This is a genomic window from Yersinia sp. FDAARGOS_228, assembly GCF_002073315.2.
Taxonomy (GTDB): Bacteria; Pseudomonadota; Gammaproteobacteria; order Enterobacterales; family Enterobacteriaceae; genus Yersinia; species Yersinia intermedia.
Map to the genome: position 1 here is coordinate 1,262,644 of NZ_CP020409.2, position 25,172 is coordinate 1,287,815.

The following is a 25,172-nucleotide window of genomic DNA, read 5'->3' on the forward strand; positions in this document are numbered from 1 at the left end:
TATTTGGAGTTGTATCATGTCTCTAAGTGTTGAAGCGAAAGCTAAAATTGTTGCTGACTTCGGTCGCGGTGCCAATGACACCGGTTCAAGCGAAGTTCAGGTTGCTCTGTTGACTGCTCAAATTAACCATTTGCAAGGTCACTTCTCCGAGCACAAAAAAGATCACCATAGCCGTCGTGGTCTGCTGCGTATGGTATCCACGCGTCGTAAGCTGCTGGACTACCTGAAGCGTGAAGATGTAGCACGTTATGCTTCCCTGATCGAGCGTCTGGGTCTGCGTCGCTAAGTCTGCGAGTTTCGGGAGAAAGGGGCCAAATTGGCCCCTTTTTTCTAAGAAGCAATGATAAAATACGTTAGTATATTGTTGTTGCTCATTACCCAAAGTATTGAAGTTGTAAGTAAGCAGCAAACGGGTCCGTCCCGCCGAGGTTGGCTCAGGTCAGTGATTCGGGTGAGTGAGAAAGGCTAACACTGCTGTAGCGTTAAGTAAGAAGCGTAAATTTTAAACATAGGATCTTCCGGTGCAGAGGTTCGCGCGGCTAATGAGAGACTTTAACTCAATGAGAGTTAAGGATTGTCATTAGTCGCGAGGATGCAGTGTGAAGGTATTAGTAACAGGTGGATGGAGAGTCAATACGATCCGGCACCGCATAGTATAAGGATACTATTTTGCTGACTCCGATTATTCGTAAATTCCAGTACGGCCAACATACCGTTACCATTGAAACCGGTATGATGGCTCGCCAGGCAACGGCTGCTGTAATGGTAAGCATGGACGACACCGCAGTATTCGTGACTGTTGTTGGCCAAAAGAAAGCCAAGCCAGGTCAAAGCTTCTTCCCTCTGACCGTTAACTATCAGGAGCGTACTTACGCTGCTGGCCGTATCCCAGGTAGCTTCTTCCGCCGTGAAGGCCGCCCAAGTGAAGGCGAAACACTGACTTCACGTCTGATTGACCGTCCGATCCGTCCACTGTTCCCAGACAGCTTCTTGAACGAAGTGCAGGTGATTGCGACCGTTGTTTCTGTTAACCCACAAGTTAACCCAGACATCGTGGCACTGATTGGTGCCTCAGCGGCGCTGAGCCTGTCAGGTATTCCATTTAACGGCCCAATCGGTGCTGCTCGCGTTGGTTACATCAACGATCAGTATGTGCTGAACCCAACGACCGACGAGCTGAAAGAAAGCCGTTTGGATCTGGTTGTTGCCGGTACTGCTGACGCAGTATTGATGGTGGAATCAGAAGCACAGATTCTGTCTGAAGATCAAATGTTAGGCGCGGTTATCTTCGGCCACGAACAACAACAAGTTGTGATTGAGAATATCAACGCTCTGGTTGCTGAAGTTGGTAAACCTAAGTGGGATTGGCATGCAGAGCCAGTTAACGAAGCGCTGCACGCGCGTGTTGCTGAGCTGGCAGAAGCTCGTCTGGGTGATGCTTATCGCATCACTGAGAAACAAGAGCGCTATACTCAGGTTGATGCTATTAAAGCTGACGTCACTGAAGCGCTGTTGGCACAAGATGAATCTTTAGATGCTAGCGAGATTCAGGACATTCTGGGCGATGTTGAGAAAAACGTCGTTCGTAGCCGTGTATTGCGTGGCGAGCCACGTATCGATGGCCGCGAAAAAGACATGATCCGTGGTCTGGATGTGCGTACTGGCGTATTGCCACGTACCCATGGTTCTGCGTTGTTCACCCGTGGTGAAACTCAGGCGCTGGTTACCGCAACACTGGGTACTGCCCGTGATGCGCAAAATATTGATGAGCTGATGGGTGAGCGTACTGACTCATTCCTGCTACACTATAATTTCCCTCCATATTGTGTTGGTGAAACAGGTATGGTGGGTTCACCTAAACGTCGTGAGATTGGCCATGGCCGTCTGGCGAAACGTGGTGTACTGGCAGTAATGCCAAGCCCGAGCGAGTTCCCTTACACTGTTCGTGTGGTTTCTGAAATCACCGAGTCTAACGGTTCTTCCTCAATGGCTTCTGTTTGTGGTGCATCTTTGGCCCTGATGGATGCAGGTGTGCCAATTAAAGCCGCTGTTGCGGGTATCGCGATGGGTCTGGTTAAAGAAGGCGAAAACTTTGTTGTTCTGTCTGACATTCTGGGTGACGAAGATCACTTGGGCGACATGGACTTTAAAGTGGCCGGTAGCCGTGACGGTATTACTGCACTGCAAATGGATATTAAAATTGAAGGTATCACCCGCGAAATCATGCAGGTGGCACTGAACCAAGCCAAGGGTGCGCGTCTGCACATTCTGGGTGTTATGGAACAGGCTATCAGCACACCTCGTGGTGATATCTCTGAGTTTGCTCCACGTATCTACACCATGAAAATCAATCCTGAGAAAATCAAGGATGTGATCGGTAAAGGTGGTTCTGTGATTCGTGCGCTGACTGATGAAACTGGCACCACCATTGAAATCGAAGATGATGGCACCATTAAGATTGCAGCAACCGACGGCGATAAAGCGAAACACGCTATCCGTCGTATCGAAGAAATCACTGCTGAAATCGAAGTGGGCCGTATCTATGCGGGTAAAGTTACTCGTATCGTTGATTTCGGTGCATTTGTGGCAATCGGCGGCGGTAAAGAAGGTCTGGTTCATATTTCTCAAATCGCTGACAAGCGTGTAGAGAAAGTGACTGACTATCTGCAAATGGGCCAAGAAGTGCCAGTTAAAGTAATGGAAGTTGATCGCCAGGGCCGTATCCGCCTGAGCATCAAAGAAGCCACTACTCCTGACGCAGAAGCTCCGGCACCAGAAGCAGCAGAGTAATAAAGTATTCCATAGCCTCTTACCTCTTGGTGAGGGGCTGTGTTGTCTCGAGGGCAGGATGCTCTTGTGTTAAACAAATGGATGAAAGGATATTTATCCAATGTTTGTCTTCGGGAGTAGGAAATGAAGCCTTTCTTGCGCTGGTGTTACGTTGCGACAGCACTCATGCTGGCAGGATGCAGCAACCATGATTGGCGTAAAGACGAGGTGTTGGCTATCCCGTTGCAACCTACGTTGCAGCAGGAAGTGATTCTGGCGCGCATGGAACAAATCCTTGCAAGTCGGGCACTTACGGATGATGAGCGCGCACAGCTTTTATATGAGCGCGGAGTGCTGTATGATAGCCTCGGGCTACGGGCACTAGCGCGAAATGATTTTTCGCAAGCGTTAGCTATTCGTCCTGATATGCCAGAAGTTTTTAACTATCTGGGCATTTATTTAACGCAGGCAGGCAATTTTGATGCTGCCTATGAAGCGTTTGATTCTGTACTAGAGCTTGATCCAACTTACAATTACGCGCGTTTAAACCGGGGTATCGCCCTCTATTATGGCGGTCGACTCCCGTTGGCGCAGGATGATCTGCAGGCGTTTTATCAAGACGATCCAAATGATCCCTTCCGTTCGTTATGGCTGTATCTGGTGGAAAGAGAAATCGATCCCAAGGCGGCTGCAGTAGCGTTACAACAGCGCTATGAAAAATCGGACAGAGGGCAATGGGGATGGAATATTGTCGAATTCTACTTGGGCACGATCAGCGAAAAAACGCTGATGGAAAGGCTCAAGTCAGATGCAATGGATAACACTTCGCTCGCTGAGCATCTCAGTGAAACTGACTTCTATTTAGGTAAACATTACCTAAGTCTGGGGGACAAGAACACCGCTTCGGCGCTGTTCAAACTGACGGTAGCTAACAACGTTCATAATTTTGTTGAGCACCGCTATGCATTGTTGGAATTGGCGCTTTTGGGCCAAGAACAAGACGACCTATCGGAATCGGACCAGCAATAGCTGACGAACAACTATTAGCCTGACTACCTTGGTTTTTACCAACGTTAATCACCCTAACAGGTGATGGCCTTTTTGTTCGTTTTATAATCTAATTTGAGCCGGTTCACACTTTTCAATGAAAATGACTGAAAATTTTCTCGACGAGTTATGTAGACTGGCTGCCATTATTAATGAGGCACGTGTACATGACTACTGAGCTTGAAACCTCTTTTGCTGATCTGGGGCTGTCCGCTCCTATTCTTTCCGCTCTGACTGATCTTGGTTATGAAAAACCATCTCCTATCCAGTTGGAATGTATCCCACACCTGTTAAACGGCCGTGATGTTCTTGGCATGGCGCAAACAGGCAGTGGTAAAACAGCCGCGTTTGGTTTGCCGCTGTTACACAATATTAAAGCTGAGCTGAAATCACCGCAGGTTCTGGTGCTGGCACCAACCCGTGAGTTGGCTATTCAGGTCGCGCAAGCACTGTCTGACTTCTCTAAACACATTAATGGCGTCAACGTTGTGGCCCTGTACGGCGGCCAGCGTTATGACGTTCAATTACGCGCTTTGCGCCAGGGGCCACAAATCGTTGTTGGTACCCCAGGTCGTCTGTTAGACCACCTGAAACGCGGTACTCTTAACCTGTCCAACCTGAGCGGTTTAGTGTTGGATGAAGCAGATGAAATGCTGCGCATGGGCTTTATCGAAGACGTCGAAAATATTCTGGCGCAGATCCCGGCTGAACATCAGACGGCGTTGTTCTCTGCAACCATGCCTGACGCGATTCGCCGTATTACCCGTCGCTTTATGAAAGATCCACAGGAAGTTCGCATCCAGTCTAGCGTCACTACCCGCCCTGACATCAGCCAGAGTTTCTGGCGTGTAGGTGGTGGTTATCGCAAAAACGAAGCGCTGGTACGTTTCCTGGAATCTGAAGATTTCGATGCGGCCATCATTTTCGTGCGTACCAAAAATGGCACCCTGGAAGTGGCTGAAGCTTTGGAAAGTAGTGGTTATAACTGTGCTGCCTTGAACGGTGACATGAACCAGTCTTTACGTGAGCAGACACTGAACCGCCTGAAAGATGGCCGTTTGGATATTCTGATTGCAACTGACGTTGCGGCACGTGGTTTGGATGTTGACCGTATCAGCCTGGTTGTAAACTATGATATCCCTATGGATTCAGAGTCTTACGTTCACCGTATCGGCCGTACTGGTCGTGCTGGTCGCGCTGGTCGTGCGTTGCTGTTTGTTGAAAACCGTGAACGCCGTCTGTTGCAAAACATTGAACGCACCATGAAGCTGACTATTCCAGAAGTTCAGTTGCCAAACCCTGAATTGCTGGGCGAACGTCGTTTAGCTCAATTTGCTGCTAAAGTTGGCCAACAGCTGGAAAGCAGTGATTTGGACCTGTACCGTGCATTGCTGGCTAAGCTGCAACCGGAAGAAGAGTTTGATCTCGAAACACTGGCTGCTGCACTGCTGAAAATGGCACAGGGCGAACGTCCTCTGATTCTGCCACCAGAAGCTCCGCGTCGTCCGCAGCGTGAATTCAATTCCCGTGATGACCGTGGTAGCGATCGTGGCCGTGATCGTAGTGACAGCCGTCGTGATAGTCGCCCTGATAGCCGTGCTGACAGTCGTGATGGTGGCGAGCGTCCAGCGCGTCGCGAACGTCGTGATGTTGGTGAGATGGAACTGTACCGCATTGAAGTGGGCCGTGATGATGGTGTTGAAGTTCGTCACATTGTTGGCGCGATTGCTAACGAAGGCGACATCAGCAGCCGTTACATTGGTAATATCAAGCTGTTTGCTTCTCACTCAACTATCGAGTTGCCAAAAGGTATGCCGGGCGAAATGTTATCTCACTTCACCCGTACCCGTATCCTGAACAAGCCGCTGAACATGCAGCTGTTGGGTGATGCACAGCCACATGAACGCCGTGAGCGTCCTGCTGGCGGTGCCGGTGCCGGTGGTGAGCGTCGTGGTGGTGGTGCTGGCCGTTCATTCTGTGGCGAACGTCGTGATGGCGCAGCAGGTGCTCCTCCTCGCCGTTCATTCGGCAGTGACCGTGCTCCGGCCGGTGGTGGCGAACGTCGTGGTAACCGCGATGGTCAGCGCTCAGCAGCGCCTCGTCGTGAAGATGCAGCAGCGCCTGCACCAGCAGCAGCGGCACCTACTCGCCGTCGTTTTGGTGATGCATAAGTCTTAATCATTTCTGATGATTAAAAATAAAAACCAGCCCAAGGGCTGGTTTTTTTATGTCTATAATTTCGCTTCAATTGGCGGGTTATAGGTGTTCAACAGGTTGTAACTCTGACTGTAATCCGGCAACTATTTCAAATGAATATAGCCGTGCCTGATGGTCGAAAATCTGGCCATTCACCATCAATTCGTCAGCTTGGGTCTCCCGCAATAATGACTGAAGCCCATGACGCACTTTACTTTTATCCCCAATAATAGATAAGCGTAGCGCCTGATCCACACCAAATTGTTCGGCGGGTGAGCAGATCTTATCCATATTCTCTACTGGTGGCGGTAGTTGACCCGGCGTGCCTCGGCGCAAATTGACAAATTGCTGCTGCATGGAGGTAAACAGGAAACGGGCATCGCGCTCGCTATCTGCGGCAACCACGTTCACACAAACGATAGCATAGGGTTTTGGCCATTGAATGGACGGCTTGAAGTTTTCCCGATAGAGCTTGAGCGCCTGGAATAACATATCTGGTGCGAAATGTGAGGCGAAGGCGAACGGCAGGCCCATGGCTGCAGCCAATTGAGCGCTATATAGGCTGGAACCCAGTAGCCACAATGGAACATGCAAACCTTGCCCAGGAACGGCTTGTACCGCTTGCCCCGGTTGTACTTCAGCAAAGTAGCTTTGTAGTTCGCTGACATCGGCTGGGAAGTTATCTACTTCACCGGACAGATGGCGGCGTAGTGCCATCATGGTGCGTTGGTCACTACCGGGCGCACGGCCAAGGCCGAGATCGATACGGTTTGGGTAGAGGGAGGCGAGGGTACCAAACTGTTCTGCAATCACCAGTGGTGAGTGGTTAGGTAGCATGACCCCGCCAGAGCCTACGCGGATGCTCTTGGTACCCCCGGCAATATAGCCAATCAGTACCGAGGTCGCCGCGCTGGCAATACCTGTCATATTATGATGCTCAGCGAGCCAATAGCGGTGATATCCCCACTTTTCAGCATGTTGAGCTAGATCCAGCGAAGCATGAAAAGCCTCTCGTGGTGTCTTGCCTTGCGCTATCGGCGATAAATCAAGTACTGAAAGCGGAACTGTCTTTTTGTCAGTCATAGAGTCGTCCATCTTAACCTTATGTCGAGTCGCTTGAAGGGCGAACGCACTAATTTATTAACCCAAATAGGGTGTCTAGTCGCCTTACTATGCACATAAGAAATCACATACAGTGCGCGACTATCACGTATAAAAGCATAATCTAAATCGTGGGTTGCGAAGGGGGAATAAATGCGGCGGCAAAAGGACGATTGAGGCGATGAAAAAGAAAGCGCGATGGAGCCTACGATTCGTGTGGTAGCTATATCGAGTGGCTGGGTAAGAATGCCAGCGCATAGAGAAATATCGGGCGTAGTGCTACGCCCGATGGCTTATTTATGACACCAATTCCAGCCCAGCGAGACGCCGCCAGTAGCCGTTACAATCGTTTTTATCGGTCAAAATAAGTGGGCTCAACCCTTGCTCATTAGCCCGGAACTGCTCGATAACTGCCAGCGTATCCAGGCCTTGCGGAGAAAGTCGCACGATATCCACTAATCCTTGCATGGAAATCAGTTCATTACCGAGGTTATAACAGTAGCCACTTTGGGTTTGAATACCATTGAGGATGAATACCTGTTGGTCTTCTTGTGATAATACCGGCCGCCCTTGTGGGTAGTTGATGCAGCAGGTTTCACACTCATCTTTGGCTCGGTCTTCTGAGCGCGCGGTGAAGCAACGGGCGGAATAAGCCAGCGGTAAGTGGCCGTAGCTCAATACCTCTACCTCAAACTGGTTGCGGAACCCCAGTTCTTCACACTGTTGCAGCACATTAACCAGCCAGTCACGTGATAGCTCAACCGGCATACACCAACGCATCATGCCCTGGCGGTGTAAAATTCGCAGAGTATAAGCGTTGTAGCAATTCAGGGCATGGCCGGCAACAAAGGGTAGGCCACGCTCAGCGGCCATATTCACCGCCCCCAGATCATTGGCTTCCAGCAAAAACTCACCGTTTTCCACATAACGCTTTAATTCATTCAACTCTGACGGTGCTTGCAGCAGCGCCAGTGTGGAAATAACCACCTGTTTGCCACTGGCAGCCACTTCTTTTGCAAGTGCCAACCAGTCACCCACCTTCATTTCACGGCGTTTGGTACAGACATTCTCACCGAGATAAATAATGTCGGCGCTACTGTTAGCCGCAGCTTGGTAAAAGGTTTCGATATCAGTTTTCGGCCAGTAATAGAGTACTGCGCCTAAGGCGTACTTCATGTTTCCTCCGGCTACTGCCACTTACGATGATAAGCACCCAATGTGGTTTGAGTACCTTCGGACATTGCGCCCAGTTGCTCCATCCATTCCGCTTTAGCGACAAACTGCGAAGGATTGGCCTGATAGTGGTCAATTGCCTGTCGCCAGACCTTGGCAACCTGGCTGACATAAGCCGGGCTGCGTTGGCGGCCTTCAATTTTCACTGACGCAATGTTGGCAGCAAACAGCTCCGGTAATAACTCAAGCGTATTCAAGCTGGTTGGCTCTTCCAACGCATGATAGCGCTGACCGTCTACCCGATAACGGCCTTTGCACAGGGTGGGATAACCGGCATTTTCATTATCTTCATAACGGTCTATCAGCACTTCATTAAGGCGAGACTCCATCCCCTGTGGGGTTTGCTGCCAGCGAACAAAACGCGCTGGAGAGCAGGCACCGACCGTATTGGGTGATTCACCGGTCAAATAGGAGGAAAGGTAGCAACGGCCCTCAGCCATAATGCATAAGCTACCAAAGGCAAAGACCTCCAGTGGCACCGGGCTGGTACGCGACAATTGTTTCACCTGATGCATTGACAGTACGCGCGGTAAAACCACTCGCGCCACATCGAAATGACGTTGATAAAAGCGGATAGCCTCATCATTGGTAGCCGACGCCTGTACCGATACATGGCGCTCAACCTCTGGGTAACGTTCGGCTGCATATTCCAGCATGGCCAAATCAGCCAGGATCAGGGCATCAGCCCCAAGCTGTGCCGCCATATCCACTGCCCGCTGCCAGCGGGAATAACCGTCAGGGTGGGCGAAGGTGTTAATGGCGATATGCAGTTTACGTTTGCGGCTATGAACGTAATTGACCGCTTCCTGCAACTTTTTATCGGTGAAATTGAGGCCAGCAAAATGGCGGGCGTTGGTATCATCTTTCAAACCGATATAAACTGCGTCGGCACCATTATCAATGGCAGCCTTTAATGCAGGTAAGTTGCCGGCAGGACAAAGCAGCTCCATAGAATTTTCCTGAATGAGTCAACGGCTCGCCTTGCTGAGGTTACCGCTGGCAATTATTTTTCCCATCCGAAGATGATATTCGTGGCGATGAAAATCTTATCGAATGGCGATTCTAGTTAACCTGTCCCACACGGACCTTGATTTAAGGCAGTTTCTTTGGCATTGGTGCTATTCTTCTGATATTTAGCAATACTTTCAGCCATAACTTGGTGCAAAATTTATTGATATAACACATTTACCTTTTTTATCTGGGTTAAAAGGAGTCTGCCTGTGTTGGGAAAACTACGAGCACGTCTGGTGAGTCAAGGGCCTGCGCTGCTGCGAGGTCCATTAAAATTGACACCATTTGCCTTAAAGCGTCAGGTAATAGAGCAAGTGCTCGGGTGGCAACTTCGTCAGGCTCTGCTGGACGGAGAACTGGAGTTTTTGGAGTCCCGCTGGCTAAAAATTGAAGTGCGAGACCTCGCATTGCAATGGTTTATGACGGTAGAACACGGTAGGCTGGTCGTAAGCCAACAGGCTGAAGCTGATGTGAGCTTTAGCGGTGATGCCAACGATTTGATTTTGATCGCTGCCCGTAAAGAAGATCCGGATACGCTGTTTTTCCAGCGCCGGTTACGAATTGAAGGGGATACTGAATTGGGTCTGTATGTCAAAAATCTAATGGATGCCATTGAGTTGGAGTCCATGCCAACATTACTGCGTGTTGGCCTGCAACAACTGGCTGAATTTATCGAGGCTGGTCAGCAAGAGGGTGCGGTGAGTGCTTCCCGTACATTAGCATCGTGCTGATCCGGGTTGAAATTCCGGTAGATGCGCCGGGGATCGACGCCCTATTGCGCCAAGCCTTCAAGCAAGATGCAGAAGCCGAGCTGGTACAGCAACTGCGTGAAGACGGCTTATTGACATTGGGTATCGTGGCAACTGACGATGAAGGCGGTGTGGTTGGTTATGCAGCATTCAGCCCGGTGGAGGTGGGAGGTGAAGACCGTCAATGGGTCGCACTGGCACCACTGGCCGTGGCGGATGGGTTGCGCCGCCAAGGCTTGGCTGAAAAGCTGATATACGAAGGGCTAGACTCCCTGAATGAATTTGGCTATGCCGCTGTCGTGGTGCTAGGCTCCCCAGCCTATTATCAGCGTTTTGGTTTTGTGCCCGCAGTTCGTCATCAGTTGAGCTGCCGTTGGCCCGGTACCGAAGAAGCTTTTCAGGTTTATGCGTTGGCGGAAGATGCATTGACGGGCGCTGATGGCGAAGTGGTGTTCTCTGCCCCGTTTAATCGCTTTTAGCGGCGAGCAACGATAGCAATGAAGAAGGCTGGCTAACTACCAGCTTTTCTTTTTGCTGCTTATTGAGTTGTTTCACCCGATATTCCAACTTCAATGCTGTCGATCTATCCCCTGCCTCACACTGAAATACCAATGTTAACTCACCTTTTCCTCGCAGCGCTTTTGCGCCTTTCCCTACCTGATGTTGGGCCAATCGCCGTGTTACATCAGTGGTGATCCCAGTATAGAGCATGCCAGTGGGGGTGCGCAGTAGATAGAGATGCCATAGGCTGTCCGACATAATTTTATTCCAGTCCGGGGGTAGCGGTGCGGAACATTATTACCGGAATTGGCTGCGGCATCCTGACTTTTTTATCTGCTGGCACCTGATTGGTTAAATAGGCGGGGGAAGTGACCTTCCACCCACCGAGTTATGGCTATTTATTTGGTTTTTGCTGCAAATTCAAAGCGTGGTGAAACCAAACCGTACAGTGTCCAACCAAGGAAGGTAACAATCGCACCCCATGTCATCGCTTCTTGCCCAGAGCTGTATAGCGCATAGAAGCTATACATCGCACCGATAAAGGCAATGATATTGGCTTTACGCGCTTTGGCTGGTGGCACATTGGCTGTTTTCTGGATAATGACCAGCGCCGCCATCGACAGAATATAAGGGATGATATTAGTTACTACCGCCAGATTGACCAGCACATTGAACTGTTTGTTCAATGACGGGCTAATGGTCATCAGGGACAACACACTCTGGATGACAACAATGGTTAACATCCCTTTGATTGGCGCATCTGCTTTACTGACTTTTGAGAAAATTTTCGGGAAGAAACCTTCATCAGCGGAGGATTTAAATACCTGAGCGATGGTGAACTGCCAACCCAGTAATGAACCCACGCAGGACATGATCATCAATGCCATGATGATTTTACCGACCGCTGGGGTGAACATATAAGCGAATGCCAGGCCAAATGGCGCTGTAGAGTTAGCCAAATCCATATTTGGCACGATACCGGCAATCACGTTGGTTGAAATGATATAGATAACTGCGGCACCTAAAGTCCCACCCAGTACGGCGATCGGAACGTTACGTTCAGGGTTTTCGACAGCATCGGTGTTGGCACAAGCAGATTCCAGACCAAGGAAGGCCCACAAGGTCATTGAGATAGAAGAACCGATAGCTTCAAACGTAGGAACTGCATGTGGGTTCCAGGCTGCCATATAGGCTGAGCTGCTAAACCAGAACCAGCCGACGATTGAGATGCCGACCACTGGGATAATAACCCCCCAGATAGTAACACTACTGATCTGCCCCGTAATGCGCGCGCCACCGAAGTTAGCAACTGTTGCCAGCCACAGCACGCCAATGGTTGCAATACAAATACCCAGTGGAGTGAGTGTCGCCCCCAACAATTCAGTACCATAACCTACTGCAGATATTGCAATGGCGATATTGGCAATCAACAGTGAAGCACCGTAGGTGTAGTTCGCCATAAAGTTGCCAGACTTACCGAATGCATATTCAGCATAGCCGCCCATACCACCGGATTTACGGCTGAACATCCCACATTGGGCGAAGGCATAAGCCAGTGCCATTGAACCTACTGCGGTGACTAACCATGAGACGATAGAGATTGTCCCGACTTCGGCGAGTTTGGTTGGTAGCATAATTATTCCCGACCCCATCATATTGACGGCTGTCAGAATTGTTAGCTGTACTACTCCCATCTTATTATTTGTTTTACTCATTTTTATTATCTCTTTTTTAATTTCAGAGACTGTGGGAATAATTTATTCCCACAGGTTTGAGTTATTGGTGTCGTCAAATCCCTTTTTATTTGAAACTACAGTGTTGTTGGCGATTATCATTACTCGGCCTATCCTTCTTGGGCCACGCAAACAGATTTTTCACCCGAATCACTTAATATTCGCCAGTGATTCGGGATCGTTTCATTTGCCGCCAGGCTGTAACGTCAACTAAATCGGGTATAAAATTATTATTATTAACTTATTGCTTCATCATATAACCGTATGCACGGTTCCAACCATCTTCGTCGACTTGTAAATAAACACCTTGTAACTCAGGTGCAAACCCTGGTAGTAAATTAATACTTTCTTCTAATGCCAGGAAATAACGCTGTGCAGCGCCACCCCAAACTTCGCCAGGGACCACACACAATACTCCCGGTGGGTAAGGAAGTGCACCTTCAGCAGCAATTCGGCCTTCGGCTTTACACAATGGAACTAATTCTGCATGACCACGGACGAATTCAATATTGGCATCTTGCGGATTCATCATCACTTTAGGGAAATACTGTTTACGGAACATTTCTTTTTGTAGCTGTTTAACATCATAGCTGACATAAAGGTCATGCATTTCCTGACATAATTTGCCAATAGTATAACCTTGATAACGTGTTTCATTATTGCGATACACAGTAGGTAATACATCGATTAACATTGCATCTTCTTCGATGAAACGTTCAAATCGGGCAATTTGTGCGACCAGGTGCTGCATTTTCGCCAAATCTTCTGCTGGCGTTAATAAGAATAGGATCGAGTTAAGGTCACATTTTTCTGGCACGATACCATTTTCGCGTAGGAAGTTAGCAAGAATGGTTGCCGGGATCCCTGATGCAGTATATTCGCCAGTATTCGTATCAATCCCTGGAGTGGTTAATAATAATTTGCATGGGTCAACAAAATATTGTGACTCTTCATAGCCTTCAAATGCATGCCATTTTTCGCCAGGAATAAAATTAAAGAAGCGTAAATCTTGTGCCATGGCTTCGGTGTCATATTGCTGCCATGGTTTACCATCAACTTCTACCGGTACAAAAGGTTTAATCATATTACAGGTATTCAAGATCATTTTACGTGCTTCAATACCGGTCTTAACACAATCGAGCCACATGCGTTGACCACTTTTGCCTTCATGCATTTTTGCGTTAACATCTAAAGCGGCAAACAATGGATAGAATGGGCTGGTGGAGGCATGCAACATAAAGGCGTTATTAAAGCGTTTATGATTGCAGTAACGATCCTGGCCTTTAATATGTTTATCTTTTTTATGAATCTGCGAAGTTTGTGAGAAACCAGCTTGTTGTTTATGTACTGATTGAGTAACGATAATACCCGGATCGTTTTCATTCAGTTCAAGCAATAATGGTGAACAATCTTTCATCATTGGAATAAATTGTTCGTAACCAACCCAAGCAGAGTCGAACAGAATGTAGTCACAAAGGTGGCCAATTTTATCCACAACCTGACGAGCGTTATAGATGGTGCCGTCATAAGTACCCAGTTGGATGATAGCCAGACGGAACGGGCGCGCTTCATTAGCACGATCAGGTGCTACGCTACGGATTTGTTCCCGCAGGTATTTTTCTTCAAAACAGTGGGCATCAATACCACCAATAAAGCCAAATGGGTTACGGGCAGTTTCCAGATATACCGGTGTTGCACCGGCCTGAATCAGCGCACCATGATGGTTGGATTTATGGTTATTACGGTCAAACAGCACCAGATCACCACGCGCTAATAGCGCATTAGTCGCGACTTTATTAGAAGCAGAAGTGCCATTCAGTACGAAATAGGTTTTATCTGCGTTAAATACTTTCGCTGCATGTTTTTGAGCATCACAAGGTGCGCCTTCATGAATAAGCAAATCACCTAATTTAACGTCGGCATTACACATATCAGAGCGGAAAATAGTTTCGCCGTAGAAGTCAAAAAATTGGCGGCCCGCTGGGTGTTTACGGAAGAATTGACCACCCTGATGACCAGGGCAAGCAAAGGTAGAATTACCCATCTCCACGTATTTTTTTAATGTGCTAAAGAACGGTGGTAACAGCTCTTTCTCATATTTTTCTGCAGCTGATTCAAGTTGTTTACCATAAAAATCAGTGTTGTCGCCACACAGTTCAAATACCCCGTTTAAAGAGGGTAATACATCGGTGTTCAATTCTTCTTCACAGCAAACAGCGGCAAAAATTGGAATCTCTAAACCTAACTCATGAATGCTTTCAATGACACCATTATTAATGTCCTGAACTGAAAGCACGACGGCGGCAATATCAGTAAAATCAGTGTGTAAAACATCTACGACTTCACGCTGTGATTCAAAGCAAGGCATAGCAGATAAACTTGCCGCGATATTTAATTTTTTCATCATAAATTCTCTTTTATTTTAAGAGGCTATTGTTGGTTTATTTAAATTAATTTCTATTAAATTTTGGGTATAACAATCCGTATCAATGAAACAACATTCATTAATCGTCTTGGCTGCTTTATGTTTTTTCTGCGTAACACAGCGACTGAATTTCAGGCGCAGTGATCCTCTGGTCATTTAGCATTAATGACAAAGGTGACAGTAAATTTTACAAGATAGCTATGTTTCTGCTGAAAGATGAATAACACAGGTTGAGTATCGATTGGTTAATAAAAAACCATAATCAGATAGACGTATAAATATAACCGAGTGTTAGTCTCTTCGGAGAAAGCAGACAATAGTTAACTCAACGTAAAGGTCGTGAACGCTTTTCGCATTTGTTAAATATTGTGCATAGACAATGACTATCCAATAAAAGTGGATGTCATCGCAGGGAGGATGTTATCTATAATGATAGTAGGAAAAGTTAAAATAACTACGGTGTGCCGGCATCATTAAATGCGTTGTCCGCCTTATATGCGCCATTTTTTTGTTGTTATTTTCCATTTACGTAAGGTCTCTATTCTTTAAACAAGGTTTACGAACAATGTACTGATGACGGCTATTTTAGTCATAACACTTATTCATTCTGTGACTCAAATCATGTTTTCTACCGATTTAAAAAGAGAATTTGACTAAAAAATGAATAAAAACTTTATTTTATTCATTTTAAACGTTGTTTATTCAAAACTGTACTGTATGTTATGCAAAACAGTGTGGCTATATTTAACACGGCGGATACATAAGAAAGCTTATTATTATCCAATATTCGGTATGAGAGCGGATTCTTAATAGTTTTTGTATTTTATTTGTTAATCCATAATTATTTGTTACATCCAAATTTATACGCGCAATTTGCATATAAATTCATATGCATCTTATGCAGTAAATGCTAGCTAAATCACGTTATTAGGTTGTTGCTCGATTAAGACCCTATTCTTGGGAGGGATATGCTGGCAATGATCTCCTACTCAGAGATAAGTGTGGTGAACGCGTGGCAAAGGCTTTTCCATGTGAGTAAACGCAACTGAATAGCCGCAGAGCTGCTTGTTGCGGGGGACTTGATGTACACTCAATACCGCTTTTAAGCCAGAGGGTGTTGTGAATAATGAGTGACGTGAATAACCCTGATGATCTGCTGGGCATTAGCCGTTTCCTGCGCCAGCAACATGTACTGACGCTGTGTGCGGGTAGCGGTATGGATATGTGGTGTGCCAACTGTTTTTACGTATTTGATGAAACGCAGATGGCGCTATTTATCATGACAGAAAAGCATACCCGACATGGCGAACTGATGCAGATAAACTCACAGGTTGTCGGCACCATCGCCACCCAGCCGCGCACGGTAACCTTGATTAAAGGTATTCAATACCGCGCAGAGATAAGCGAATTAACAGGGGATGCGGAACACCGCGCTCGCCAGCTCTACTGCCGCCGCTTTCCGGTGGCTAAAGTGGTATCCGCTCCACTCTGGCAGCTCAATCTGCTGGAAATCAAGATGACTAATAATACCCTTGGTTTTGGCAAAAAACTGTATTGGCAGCAAGACTCTTCACTATAAATTCCCTGTTTTAATGATAACTGCTATTTTTCGATTCTATGTAATAGTGTTTCTGGTATGTATTATTCATAACAATTGATTTCAATAATTGTCTCCGCACGTTTTCGCGGCGTTAGCATCAATACCATAAGGCAGGAGGTCAGATGGCGAAGGTATTATTACTGGGCGCAAGTGGCCTGGTGGGGGGCGAATTACTGCGTCTGTTACGTTTGGATGCCAGAGTGACATCCATTATTGCACCCAGCCGTAAACCCTTGCCAGTCATGAATAAACTCATTAATCCTCAGGATGAAAATATCGGCGAGTTGCTGAAAACCTTGGATCAGCCGGTGGATTTGGTCTTTTGTTGTTTGGGGACCACCCGCAAGCAAGCTGGCAGCCAGGCGGCATTTCGTCTGGTGGATTATCGGTTGGTATTGGCCGCCGGTGAAACCGGCTTGCGGCTGGGAGCGCGGCATTTTCTATTGGTAAGTGCGATGGGGGCTAATGCTAACTCATGGGTGTTTTATAACCGCACCAAAGGTGAGGCTGAGCGTGACTTACAGGCTCAGGGCTGGCCACAACTTACTTTTGCCCGGCCCTCAATGCTGGCTGGTCAGCGCGACAAGCCCCGCTTGATGGAGAGCCTGAGCGCGCCTCTGTTTGCCTTATTGCCGGATAAGTGGCGCTTGATTAAAGGCAAAGATGTCGCACAGGCGATGCTGGATCAAGCATTTGCGCCGCCGAAAGAGGGCGTGACAATCTTAACCTCAGCTCAGATGCAGCAGCGTTGATTATAACAGGGTAATCGTCTGATTATCATGGGCGATTGCCACGCCTGCCGGTAATGGGTGGTCAAGCAACCATCGGTCAAGTTGGTGGCTGGCGTGGGTCAGTAACGTCTGTTGTGGCATCAGCAAATCCTTAATGGCTAACGCGATGGTCACATCATTGTGATTGCGTGGTGGCGGCGTCTGCGGCGGGTGGCTGCAATCCAGTACCAGCAGATCGATATTTTTGCTGGTCAGAAATAGCGCACTATCAGCGGGCAGCCCGACGGTATCGGTCAGATAGGCGATGGTTCGGTTGGGGCTTTGCAATAAATAGCCGAAGGTTATTTTGGAATGGGTTAGCGGAACCGGTGTGACTCGTAAGTTACCAAAATGGAGGGTCTGGAATGCGGCCATCGGCGGCTGAAAATGCAGAATTCCAGGATGTTTGAACAGATCGTCACAGCCGTCTGGATCCGGTGGTCCGTAGATCGGGATCGAATTTCCGCATCCCCAACGTAACGGAAATAACCCCTGAACATGATCCATGTGGTAATGTGTAAGCAAAAAACGCTGAATTTCCCCCGCAGTAAACTGCTGATCCAGTGTCGGCAATCCGGCATCAATCAAGGTGGTTTCCCCCTGATATCGCAGCATGGCACTGCAAGGTTTACGGCCCAATGCGGGCTGCACTCTGGCTTTAGCACAAATCACACAGTCACAACCAAATACCGGCACTTGCTGGGCGCAACCGGTGCCTAACAGTGTCAGTTCCATTTTTTATCCCCCATTTCTTTACTGGTTAGGGGGGGCGCTACCAGTAATTGTTGTAACTGCCCCAGTGTGTGGTGCAGCTCACCATCATTAGACAGTTGCAAACAATTAAGCGGTAGCTGTTGCTGATAGTGCTGCGCCCGTTGTAATCGTGCATTGATCTGTTCATTGTTCTCTCGGCCACGTTGCCGCAATCGTTGCGCCAAAATAGCCGGAGAAACCGTCAGACAGAGCGGCAAAAGTTGGTCGGGATAGCGCTGTTGCGCCTCAGGCAGATAAGCTCTGGAGCCATTAACCACCACATCTAACCCGTGTTGTAGCCAGATATCAATCTCAATGCCGACCCCATAGCGATACTGATGCGCTTGCCAGTACAGTGCGAATAATCCTTGGGCCGCCCGCAGTAAAAACTCCTGTTCACTCAGCGCAACATGGTTTTCCGCCCCAGCATTGGCTTGGCGGGTGATATAACGATGTGCCACGATAATATTTGCCGGATTGGCTGCCCGCAGAGCCGACAGCAGGCAATCTTTTCCGGCACCCGATGCCCCCATCAGATAGATTAAGCGCGCCATCAGAACACCTGTATTCCCTGACGCCAGACGTTTTGCACGTAAACATGTTTACTTTGCGCACTGTCATGAGCGCGTGCCAGTATCAAATCAGCCCGTTTACCTTCGGCAATGACACCGCGATCCTGTAGTCCCAAGGCGCTGGCAGGATTACGTGTTACCAGATTGACCGCTTGCGGCAAGGTGAAGCTATTCGTTGCATCGTGTGCGATACGAAAGGCCGCATCCAGCAAGCTGGCTGGGTAATAGTCAGACGATAAGATATCCAATACTCCAACAGCGGCCAGTTGGTGTGCGGCAACATTTCCTGAATGGGAGCCGCCACGGACGATATTTGGCGCGCCCATCAATACTTGTAAACCATGCTGATGTGACGCTCTGGCCGCCACCTCTGTGGTGGGAAACTCAGCAATCACACTGCCCAGTGCTTGTGATTCCGCTACATGTTCCACCGTGGCATCATCGTGGCTGGCGAGTGGAATACCTCGCCGCGAACAGTGATCGGCGATTGCTGTTCGATTCGGCGCGGACCAGCGCGCTGACAGGGTGATTTGCTCTTCCTCAAACTCTGCCATTTGTTGATCATTAAGATGGTATTTGCCCTGATAATATTCGCGATATTTTGCCCTGGAGGCGAATTGACGCTGGCCTGGTGAGTGATCCATCAGCGATACCAATGACAGTTCAGGCTGCATCATCAGTTCTTCAAACAGCGGCAGGGTACTTTCATGAGGTAATTCACAACGTAAATGAATCCGGTGTTCTGCCCGGTTCAGTCCCGCCCGCTGGCTATCCACCACCGCATTAATCATTTTTTGCAGATTATCCAGACGATGCCCGCCATCGCGAACATCGCCAATTGCCACGGCGTCCAACACGGTGGTGATGCCACTGGCAACCATCAGCGCATCATGGCTGCTCATCGCCGAATGGGCAGGCCAATCAACGTTGGGGCGTGGGGTAAAAAACTTGTCCAGATTATCGGTATGCAGCTCGATCAACCCCGGCAACAGCCAGCCATTTTGTCCATCTATGGCGGCAGAAAGTTGGGTTGGGCGATCACTGTAATTGTGGATAAGCCCATTTTTGATTTCGAGCGATCCGTTGACCACCTGATCTTCAAGAATAAGATTGATGTTATTGAGGATCATGCGGGTATCTCCGGGCTGGCATCGGCGGGAAAGGGCGTCATGACCAGTAAGCGATCACTGACATGGTTACGAACGGCCTCATCGTGGAAAATCCCAATGATGGCGGCCCCTCGCTGTTTAGCTTCATCAATCAGGCTAACGACTGCCGCGCTATTGGTGCTGTCGAGCGAGGCCGTTGGCTCATCAAGCAGCAATATGGGGTAATCTTTGATAAAACCACGGGCGATATTGACCCGCTGCTGCTCACCGCCGGAAAAGGTCGAGGGGGCCAGATCCCATAAGCGTGGTGGAACATTGAGGCGAGTCAGGAGATCCTGCGCGCGCTGTTGGCATATATGGCGCTCAACGCCAAGCTCCAGTAGTGGTTGCATCACTACATTCAATGCGCTGATCCGTGGGATCACCCGCAAGAATTGGCTGACCCAACCCACCGTATGACGGCGTACCTCCATAATTTGTCGCGCTGGTGCTGCCACAATGTCGAGCCATTCCCCCTGATGCTTGACCCAGATATGCCCGCTGTCAGGCAGATAGTTGGCATATAAAGAGCGTAGCAGAGTGGATTTACCACTGCCGGAATGGCCGTGTAGCACGACACATTCGCCGCTACTCACTTCCAGTGAGGTTTGATGCAATACCGGCAAACGAATACCATGCTGGTGGTGTAGTACGAAGGTTTTACTGAGATTCTCAACTCTCAGTTGTGGGTGATTCATAGGCCGTTGCAGGTGATTCATAGTGAGTTCTCGTTAATCGATTCGCTGGCTAAGAGACAAAACAGTCAGTTTTGTAGCACCGACGAGACCAATAGTTGGGTATAGGGATGATGGGGATCGTCTAGCACTCGATCGGTCAGGCCGCTTTCGATCACCTGGCCTTCCTTCATCACCAGCAACCGGTGTGCCAATAGCCGGGCCACACCGAGATCATGAGTGACAATCACCACTGCCAGTTGCATTTCCACCACCAGATTGCGCAGTAAATCCAGCAATCGCGCTTGTACTGATACATCCAGGCCACCCGTCGGTTCGTCCATAAATACCAGCTTGGGATGGGTCACCAGATTGCGGGCAATTTGCAGGCGCTGCTGCATGCCGCCGGAGAAGGTGGTGGGCAAGTCATCCAGACGTGATAGTGGGATCTCGACATCCTCCAGCCAGCGCCCTGCTTGTTGGCGGATATCGCCGTAATGGCGCTGGCCAATCGCCATCAAACGCTCGCCGATATTGCCACCGGCGGAAACTTGTGGGCGCAAACCATCCAGTGGATGCTGATGAACCACCCCCCACTCAGTGCGCAGTAAACGGCGGCGCTGACTTTCAGCCATCTGATATAAATCAACCGGTTGTTGTGCATCAGAATGGTAAATAACCTGCCCTTGCTGTGGTGCCAACCGGGCAGAAATCGATTTTAATAAGGTGGTTTTGCCGGAGCCGGATTCACCGACGATTCCCAATACTTCACCGGGATAGAGCTGGAAAGAGACATTGCTAAACCCCTTACCTGGCGCATACAAATGCGTGAGATTCTCTACTGATAGCAGTGGGTGAGTGGCTGCGGATGGTGAAATAACGTGTTCGGAGATCATTGAATATTTACCTCTTGTGCCGCTACTTGCGCCAGTTGCTGCTGGCAAAAATCAGTATCAGAACAGACAAACATTCGGCTGCCCTGATCGTCCATCACCACTTCATCAAGATAGCTGTGGCGCGAGCCGCACAAGGCACAGGGGCTAGCCCACTGCTGCACGGTAAACGGGTGATCGTCGAAGTCCAGACTTTCCACCTTGGTAAAGGGGGGCAGGGCATACAGGCGCTTCTCGCGACCGGCACCGAACAGTTGCAGGGCGGGCATCATGTGCATTTTGGGGTTATCAAATTTCGGGATCGGTGAAGGGTCCATCACGTAGCGATCATTCACTTTGACCGGATAGGCGTAGGTGGTGGCGATATGACCGTAGCGGGCGATATCTTCATACAGTTTTACCTGCATCACGCCATATTCTTCTAACGCATGCATTTTGCGCGTTTCGGTTTCGCGTGGTTCGATAAACCGCAGCGGCTCTGGGATCGGCACCTGATAGATAAGGATTTGATCTTCGCTTAGCGGTGTTTCGGGAATGCGATGCCGGGTTTGGATCAAGCTGGCATCGACAGTGCTTTCGGTGGTCGCCACCCCACTAACCCGCTGAAAAAAACGGCGGATAGAGACTGCGTTGGTGGTGTCATCAGCCCCTTGGTCGATCACTTTTAATACATCATGGCGGCCAATCAGGCTGGCAGTCAGTTGAATGCCACCGGTGCCCCAACCATAAGGCATCGGCATTTCCCGCCCGCCGAACGGCACCTGATAACCGGGGATCGCCACTGCTTTTAGCAGTGCACGGCGTAAAGTTCGTTTGGTTTGCTCATCCAGGTAACCCAGATTATAACCAGTGAGAACCTCAGTCATGGTGTGGTTCCTGTTCTTGAGATGAGGGTTGGTGAGAGGATGAACAGTGCTCGTGGCGCAAGCGTTTTAATAGCGCCAACTCGGCCTGAAAATCTACGTAGTGAGGCAGTTTAAGATGAGAAACAAAACCCGCAGCTTCGACATTATCAGCATGGGAAAGTACGAATTCTTCATCCTGCGCCGGGCTGGTGACATTTTCGTCATGTTCGCGGCTTTGCAAGGCTCGATCCATCAGCGCCATCGACATGGCTTTGCGCTCGCCACGGCCAAACACCAGACCATAACCCCGCGTAAAGTGCGGTGGTTCTGATTCCGGGCTGACGAAGCCATTTACCATCTCGCATTCGCTCAGCAAAATTTCGCCGATATCAATAGCAAATCCCAGTTCTTCCGGTTGAATTGAAACGCTCAGATGACCAGTGCGGATCTCGGCGGCAAAAGGATGGGTGCGGCCATAACCGCGTTGCGTGGAATAGCTTAGCGCCAACAGAAAACCTTCATCACCACGGGCCAGTTGTTGCAACCGGGCCGAGCGATTGCAGGGGTAAACGGGGGGATTGCGGGTGATATCTTCCGGCTGAGTACCGTCATCTTGCTCTGTCAGTGCTAGCTGCTCTTGAGCCAATAAATCAAACACATGGGCACAATTATTCTGTAGTAAATCATCGGGTAATGCTTCGCCACGCTTGGGGGCTTGCGGTGTATCGCCTGCGGCCAGCAGGGTAAAATCCAGTAGTCGATGGGTATAATCGTAGGTTGGGCCGAGCACTTGCCCGCCGGGTAAGTCTTTGTAAATGGCCGAAATACGGCGCTCTAGCCGCATATGCTCGGTTGCCAGCGGTTGGCTGACGGCCAAACGTGGCAAGGTTGTGCGATAAGCGCGTAGTAGGAAAATGGCTTCTACTAAATCGCCGCTGGCTTGTTTAATTGCCAGTGCAGCCAGCTCGCGATCGTAGATGCCGCCTTCGGTCATCACCCGATCAACCGCCAGACCGAGTTGTTGCTCAATTTGCTCACAATCGATCGCCGGGATCTGAGTGTCCCCGCGCCGTTGCTGTTCCAGCAATTGATGGGCTGCTGCAATCGCTTTTTCGCCCCCTTTGACTGCAACGTACATCAGCACACCTCCACATGGGTGGTTCGTGGGATTGCCATCAGGCTCTCGCCACAGGTAAACATAAAATCGATACCAGCCGGAAATGCGGCAGGGCGGTTAAGCAGATAATTCAAAACGGCGACGGGCAGGTGGGGTGCAACGGTGCGGCTGTGTTCAATGCCTGGCCCGCGTAACCGCAATGGCACGCCGTGGTGTAGGCTGTCGGTCTGAATCACCACCGTAGTGGATTGTTCTGGTGAGAGTTCATTACCTGCCGGGCAGGTAGCGAGTTGCTCTGCTGTTATCTCATTATTAAATAATGAAAAAGAGGATTTATCACTGCATGTCGTCAGGGGCGCACCGGTATGAAAACGCACATTGTGTTGCACGGTGTCACTATTAAGTGCCGTGTCGAGATAAAGTGGTGTCTCCTGGTCGGCCAGCGTGAGCAGAACACTGGTGGTTGCCGGGTTCAGTGGTTGCCAGCCGGTAGCATGAGGCAGTGTTACCAGCACGCCAGGTTCACTCAACGCTTTGAGAATACGGCGAAAAGTGTACTGCGCATCATCCACGGGATGCTCAAAGTGAGTTAATAGGCTCATCAGTCCTCTCCCCGCACCAAGGTGAAGAAATCAACCTTACTGGCCGTGATAGCACCAGCGCGTAATTGCCGCCGTTCTTGTTGTATTGCGGCCAGTGGGTGAATCACGGTTTTCAGCAATAATTCATTCAACCCGGCGGGCTTACCCTTAACGGTAGAGTGTTGCAACAAGGCATCCAGCACGGCGCACAGCTCGGCATGAGGCTTATTACGCCCGGCAATGTAGCTGTAACCATAAACATCCATGCTGTCGTTAAGCCTGATAACAGCGCGCGTTATGGTCATATCGCCAAGGATAAAACGGCGGCCAGTCGCCCCCATCCGTGCCTGTAATTGGTTTAGGCCTATCTCTGGGGCGCGGATCACTTGGTATTGCGGTGACAAATTCAAGGCTTGCCAGTGAGCAAGCAGCTCTGCTGGCTGGCTGTGGGCTAACACCGACATCCAGTTTTGCCGAAGGGTATGGTGAGTTTCCATTCAGTGCTCCATCGTCAATTCAATCATGTCGGCCCGCGTCAGGCTGACGGAGTATTCCGCCACTTGCTGACTATCAACACAGATATTTAAGGTACGTACACAGAGCAGCGGCGCATGAGTCGCAATCTCAAGTAAGCGGCTCTCTTTTGCCTGCGCACGACGTGCGCTGATGCGGGTTTGGCTACGATTCAGTGGTTGTTGTAAATGCTGGGTGATGAATTGATGCAATGAACCGGAGTTGAATTGTTGTAAAGCCGGCCACCAGCGCAGATCTGGCAGGTAGTGATCGATAACACAGACCGGCACGCCATTAACCCGCCGCAGAGTACGTAAATGGATCACGGTGGTGCCTTCTGCCAGTGAGAGTGCTTTGGCAACATGCTCTATACACGGGCGCAAAACTGCGAGTAAGCGCTCACTGGTGGGGTCACTACCTTGATCCAGCAAGTTCTGGCTAAAGCGAGCATTAGCATGCAGTGGATAGTCATACGGGCGCATTAATACCAGCGTGCCGATACCCTGGCGGCGTTGTAGCCAGCCGCGCTCAACCAGTTCATCCACCGCCCGGCGCAAGGTATGGCGGTTAACTTGATAGCGATCAGCCAGTTGTTGTTCTGACGGCAGGTAATCGCCACAACGATAGGCACCGCGCAATTCTTGTTCTAATTGGGCCGCAATTTGTTGATAGCGGGTGGGGTAGCTGGTCGGTGGTCTAGATAAGTGCATGGCAGATATACCCTCGCAGTGCTATCCCCCTGATGGCCGTTTCTAGCCGCAGCGAAGCAACAGAAGTGGCAAAACGGACGGGCAGATGGTGGATAGTCATAGTGATAACCGGTAAGTGATCTCACCGCTATGCTGGCTGCTTTTGATGACAGTAGGGTTAAGCTGAGATGGCGGAACGATGAAGTTTTACGGCGTGCGATATTATTTTGGCGTACCTAATTCGGGAGGGGA

General features: G+C 49.4%; 26 protein-coding genes. 9 read left to right on the forward strand and 17 right to left on the reverse strand.

All coding sequences use genetic code 11. The features are described from left to right. Positions 1–16: 16 nt before the first annotated feature. The 5 genes from rpsO (at position 17) to A6J67_RS05815 (ending at position 5,987) form a co-directional block, all read left to right on the forward strand. A complete protein-coding gene (gene rpsO / locus A6J67_RS05795; RefSeq protein WP_004707062.1) occupies positions 17–286 on the forward strand; it encodes a 30S ribosomal protein S15 in 270 nt (89 codons plus the stop codon). A gap of 383 nt (positions 287–669) precedes the next feature. Further along, positions 670–2,790 carry a polyribonucleotide nucleotidyltransferase gene (pnp, locus tag A6J67_RS05800; protein WP_005186484.1) on the forward strand — a complete coding sequence of 707 codons (2,121 nt, stop codon included), beginning with the start codon at positions 670–672 and terminating at the stop codon, positions 2,788–2,790. Between the two features lie 123 nt (positions 2,791–2,913). Continuing rightward, positions 2,914–3,798 carry a lipoprotein NlpI gene (nlpI, locus tag A6J67_RS05805; protein ID WP_032906642.1) on the forward strand — a complete coding sequence of 295 codons (885 nt, stop codon included), beginning with the start codon at positions 2,914–2,916 and terminating at the stop codon, positions 3,796–3,798. 121 nt (positions 3,799–3,919) lie between these two features. Beyond that, on the forward strand, positions 3,920–3,994 hold the full coding sequence (yrbN, locus tag A6J67_RS23925; RefSeq protein ID WP_223499600.1) for a protein YrbN: 75 nt from the start codon (positions 3,920–3,922) through the stop codon (positions 3,992–3,994). Next, the gene (locus tag A6J67_RS05815; RefSeq protein WP_080608068.1) at positions 3,984–5,987 is read left to right on the forward strand and encodes a DEAD/DEAH family ATP-dependent RNA helicase; all 2,004 of its coding nucleotides are present in this window, start codon (positions 3,984–3,986) and stop codon (positions 5,985–5,987) included. The genes yrbN and A6J67_RS05815 overlap by 11 nt, the downstream gene beginning before the upstream one ends. An 85-nt stretch (positions 5,988–6,072) precedes the next feature. On the opposite strand, the gene A6J67_RS05820 is transcribed toward A6J67_RS05815, so the two are convergent. The 3 genes from A6J67_RS05820 to ubiU all read right to left on the reverse strand — a co-directional run bounded on the left by A6J67_RS05820 (position 6,073) and on the right by ubiU (position 9,296). Beyond that, entirely contained in the window at positions 6,073–7,095 is a 1,023-nt protein-coding gene (locus A6J67_RS05820; protein ID WP_005186495.1) for a luciferase-like monooxygenase, read from the reverse strand. Positions 7,096–7,410: 315 nt separating this feature from the next. After that, positions 7,411–8,289 carry a U32 family peptidase gene (locus tag A6J67_RS05825; RefSeq protein WP_042568676.1) on the reverse strand — a complete coding sequence of 293 codons (879 nt, stop codon included), beginning with the start codon at positions 8,287–8,289 and terminating at the stop codon, positions 7,411–7,413. 11 nt (positions 8,290–8,300) lie between these two features. Beyond that, entirely contained in the window at positions 8,301–9,296 is a 996-nt protein-coding gene (ubiU, locus tag A6J67_RS05830) for a ubiquinone anaerobic biosynthesis protein UbiU (RefSeq protein WP_005186501.1), read from the reverse strand. 270 nt (positions 9,297–9,566) lie between these two features. Between ubiU and ubiT the strand changes: the two genes are divergently transcribed. Both ubiT and A6J67_RS05840 read left to right on the forward strand, forming a co-directional pair. Beyond that, complete coding sequence (gene ubiT, locus A6J67_RS05835; RefSeq protein ID WP_032906643.1) at positions 9,567–10,088, forward strand: ubiquinone anaerobic biosynthesis accessory factor UbiT; 522 nt, start codon at positions 9,567–9,569, stop codon at positions 10,086–10,088. Further along, positions 10,082–10,585, forward strand: a complete 504-nt coding sequence (locus tag A6J67_RS05840; RefSeq protein ID WP_042568675.1) for a GNAT family N-acetyltransferase — start codon at positions 10,082–10,084, stop codon at positions 10,583–10,585. Before ubiT ends, A6J67_RS05840 begins: the two co-directional genes overlap by 7 nt. Here A6J67_RS05840 and A6J67_RS05845 read toward each other — a convergent pair. The 4 genes from A6J67_RS05845 to speFL all read right to left on the reverse strand — a co-directional run bounded on the left by A6J67_RS05845 (position 10,572) and on the right by speFL (position 15,290). Then, positions 10,572–10,865 carry a GIY-YIG nuclease family protein gene (locus A6J67_RS05845; RefSeq protein WP_032906646.1) on the reverse strand — a complete coding sequence of 98 codons (294 nt, stop codon included), beginning with the start codon at positions 10,863–10,865 and terminating at the stop codon, positions 10,572–10,574. The genes A6J67_RS05840 and A6J67_RS05845 overlap by 14 nt on opposite strands. Before the next feature lie 140 nt (positions 10,866–11,005). Further along, positions 11,006–12,322 (reverse strand): putrescine-ornithine antiporter, encoded by a 1,317-nt coding sequence (gene potE, locus A6J67_RS05850; RefSeq protein WP_005186511.1) that lies wholly within the window; start codon positions 12,320–12,322, stop codon positions 11,006–11,008. A 259-nt stretch (positions 12,323–12,581) separates the two neighbouring features. Next, positions 12,582–14,744 carry an ornithine decarboxylase SpeF gene (gene speF / locus A6J67_RS05855; protein WP_032906684.1) on the reverse strand — a complete coding sequence of 721 codons (2,163 nt, stop codon included), beginning with the start codon at positions 14,742–14,744 and terminating at the stop codon, positions 12,582–12,584. 441 nt (positions 14,745–15,185) lie between these two features. Then, positions 15,186–15,290 carry a leader peptide SpeFL gene (gene speFL / locus A6J67_RS23850; protein ID WP_105877053.1) on the reverse strand — a complete coding sequence of 35 codons (105 nt, stop codon included), beginning with the start codon at positions 15,288–15,290 and terminating at the stop codon, positions 15,186–15,188. 601 nt (positions 15,291–15,891) lie between these two features. On the opposite strand from speFL, the gene A6J67_RS05860 reads away from it, so the two are divergent. Both A6J67_RS05860 and A6J67_RS05865 read left to right on the forward strand, forming a co-directional pair. After that, positions 15,892–16,344, forward strand: a complete 453-nt coding sequence (locus A6J67_RS05860) for a YhbP family protein (RefSeq protein WP_050297165.1) — start codon at positions 15,892–15,894, stop codon at positions 16,342–16,344. A gap of 143 nt (positions 16,345–16,487) precedes the next feature. Further along, entirely contained in the window at positions 16,488–17,117 is a 630-nt protein-coding gene (locus tag A6J67_RS05865) for a hypothetical protein (RefSeq protein WP_050297167.1), read from the forward strand. On the opposite strand, the gene phnP is transcribed toward A6J67_RS05865, so the two are convergent. From phnP to phnF, 10 genes are all read right to left on the reverse strand, one after another. Further along, positions 17,118–17,870 (reverse strand): phosphonate metabolism protein PhnP, encoded by a 753-nt coding sequence (phnP, locus tag A6J67_RS05870; RefSeq protein WP_032906648.1) that lies wholly within the window; start codon positions 17,868–17,870, stop codon positions 17,118–17,120. Then, entirely contained in the window at positions 17,861–18,442 is a 582-nt protein-coding gene (phnN, locus tag A6J67_RS05875; protein WP_042568672.1) for a ribose 1,5-bisphosphokinase, read from the reverse strand. The genes phnP and phnN overlap by 10 nt, the downstream gene beginning before the upstream one ends. After that, positions 18,442–19,590 carry an alpha-D-ribose 1-methylphosphonate 5-triphosphate diphosphatase gene (gene phnM / locus A6J67_RS05880; protein ID WP_050297169.1) on the reverse strand — a complete coding sequence of 383 codons (1,149 nt, stop codon included), beginning with the start codon at positions 19,588–19,590 and terminating at the stop codon, positions 18,442–18,444. The genes phnN and phnM overlap by 1 nt, the downstream gene beginning before the upstream one ends. Further along, on the reverse strand, positions 19,587–20,306 hold the full coding sequence (phnL, locus tag A6J67_RS05885) for a phosphonate C-P lyase system protein PhnL (RefSeq protein WP_005186537.1): 720 nt from the start codon (positions 20,304–20,306) through the stop codon (positions 19,587–19,589). Before phnL ends, phnM begins: the two co-directional genes overlap by 4 nt. Before the next feature lie 65 nt (positions 20,307–20,371). Then, complete coding sequence (phnK, locus tag A6J67_RS05890; protein WP_050297171.1) at positions 20,372–21,178, reverse strand: phosphonate C-P lyase system protein PhnK; 807 nt, start codon at positions 21,176–21,178, stop codon at positions 20,372–20,374. Then, positions 21,175–22,041, reverse strand: coding sequence for an alpha-D-ribose 1-methylphosphonate 5-phosphate C-P-lyase PhnJ (locus A6J67_RS05895; RefSeq protein WP_032906653.1), 867 nt, complete (start codon positions 22,039–22,041; stop codon positions 21,175–21,177). Before A6J67_RS05895 ends, phnK begins: the two co-directional genes overlap by 4 nt. After that, on the reverse strand, positions 22,034–23,158 hold the full coding sequence (locus A6J67_RS05900) for a carbon-phosphorus lyase complex subunit PhnI (protein WP_005186543.1): 1,125 nt from the start codon (positions 23,156–23,158) through the stop codon (positions 22,034–22,036). Before A6J67_RS05900 ends, A6J67_RS05895 begins: the two co-directional genes overlap by 8 nt. Beyond that, positions 23,158–23,739: a phosphonate C-P lyase system protein PhnH gene (gene phnH, locus A6J67_RS05905; protein ID WP_050073014.1), complete on the reverse strand. Its 582-nt coding sequence runs from the start codon at positions 23,737–23,739 to the stop codon at positions 23,158–23,160. Before phnH ends, A6J67_RS05900 begins: the two co-directional genes overlap by 1 nt. After that, complete coding sequence (gene phnG / locus A6J67_RS05910) at positions 23,739–24,215, reverse strand: phosphonate C-P lyase system protein PhnG (RefSeq protein WP_005186555.1); 477 nt, start codon at positions 24,213–24,215, stop codon at positions 23,739–23,741. Before phnG ends, phnH begins: the two co-directional genes overlap by 1 nt. After that, positions 24,216–24,941 carry a phosphonate metabolism transcriptional regulator PhnF gene (phnF, locus tag A6J67_RS05915; protein ID WP_005186558.1) on the reverse strand — a complete coding sequence of 242 codons (726 nt, stop codon included), beginning with the start codon at positions 24,939–24,941 and terminating at the stop codon, positions 24,216–24,218. It abuts the gene before it with no gap. Positions 24,942–25,172: the final 231 nt, after the last annotated feature.

What these genes read in the sequence shown, in the direction of transcription:
- rpsO (WP_004707062.1), top strand. Translation starts at nt 17, where the DNA reads ATGTCTCTAAGTGTTGAAGCGAAAGCTAAAATTGTTGCTGACTTCGGT.
- nlpI (WP_032906642.1), top strand. Translation starts at nt 2,914, where the DNA reads ATGAAGCCTTTCTTGCGCTGGTGTTACGTTGCGACAGCACTCATGCTG.
- A6J67_RS05815 (WP_080608068.1), top strand. Translation starts at nt 3,984, where the DNA reads ATGACTACTGAGCTTGAAACCTCTTTTGCTGATCTGGGGCTGTCCGCT.
- A6J67_RS05820 (WP_005186495.1), bottom strand. Translation starts at nt 7,095, where the DNA reads ATGACTGACAAAAAGACAGTTCCGCTTTCAGTACTTGATTTATCGCCG.
- A6J67_RS05825 (WP_042568676.1), bottom strand. Translation starts at nt 8,289, where the DNA reads ATGAAGTACGCCTTAGGCGCAGTACTCTATTACTGGCCGAAAACTGAT.
- ubiU (WP_005186501.1), bottom strand. Translation starts at nt 9,296, where the DNA reads ATGGAGCTGCTTTGTCCTGCCGGCAACTTACCTGCATTAAAGGCTGCC.
- A6J67_RS05845 (WP_032906646.1), bottom strand. Translation starts at nt 10,865, where the DNA reads ATGTCGGACAGCCTATGGCATCTCTATCTACTGCGCACCCCCACTGGC.
- potE (WP_005186511.1), bottom strand. Translation starts at nt 12,322, where the DNA reads ATGAGTAAAACAAATAATAAGATGGGAGTAGTACAGCTAACAATTCTG.
- speF (WP_032906684.1), bottom strand. Translation starts at nt 14,744, where the DNA reads ATGAAAAAATTAAATATCGCGGCAAGTTTATCTGCTATGCCTTGCTTT.
- speFL (WP_105877053.1), bottom strand. Translation starts at nt 15,290, where the DNA reads ATGGAAAATAACAACAAAAAAATGGCGCATATAAGGCGGACAACGCAT.
- A6J67_RS05860 (WP_050297165.1), top strand. Translation starts at nt 15,892, where the DNA reads ATGAGTGACGTGAATAACCCTGATGATCTGCTGGGCATTAGCCGTTTC.
- A6J67_RS05865 (WP_050297167.1), top strand. Translation starts at nt 16,488, where the DNA reads ATGGCGAAGGTATTATTACTGGGCGCAAGTGGCCTGGTGGGGGGCGAA.
- phnP (WP_032906648.1), bottom strand. Translation starts at nt 17,870, where the DNA reads ATGGAACTGACACTGTTAGGCACCGGTTGCGCCCAGCAAGTGCCGGTA.
- phnN (WP_042568672.1), bottom strand. Translation starts at nt 18,442, where the DNA reads ATGGCGCGCTTAATCTATCTGATGGGGGCATCGGGTGCCGGAAAAGAT.
- phnM (WP_050297169.1), bottom strand. Translation starts at nt 19,590, where the DNA reads ATGATCCTCAATAACATCAATCTTATTCTTGAAGATCAGGTGGTCAAC.
- phnL (WP_005186537.1), bottom strand. Translation starts at nt 20,306, where the DNA reads ATGAATCACCCACAACTGAGAGTTGAGAATCTCAGTAAAACCTTCGTA.
- phnK (WP_050297171.1), bottom strand. Translation starts at nt 21,178, where the DNA reads ATGATCTCCGAACACGTTATTTCACCATCCGCAGCCACTCACCCACTG.
- A6J67_RS05895 (WP_032906653.1), bottom strand. Translation starts at nt 22,041, where the DNA reads ATGACTGAGGTTCTCACTGGTTATAATCTGGGTTACCTGGATGAGCAA.
- A6J67_RS05900 (WP_005186543.1), bottom strand. Translation starts at nt 23,158, where the DNA reads ATGTACGTTGCAGTCAAAGGGGGCGAAAAAGCGATTGCAGCAGCCCAT.
- phnH (WP_050073014.1), bottom strand. Translation starts at nt 23,739, where the DNA reads ATGAGCCTATTAACTCACTTTGAGCATCCCGTGGATGATGCGCAGTAC.
- phnG (WP_005186555.1), bottom strand. Translation starts at nt 24,215, where the DNA reads ATGGAAACTCACCATACCCTTCGGCAAAACTGGATGTCGGTGTTAGCC.
- phnF (WP_005186558.1), bottom strand. Translation starts at nt 24,941, where the DNA reads ATGCACTTATCTAGACCACCGACCAGCTACCCCACCCGCTATCAACAA.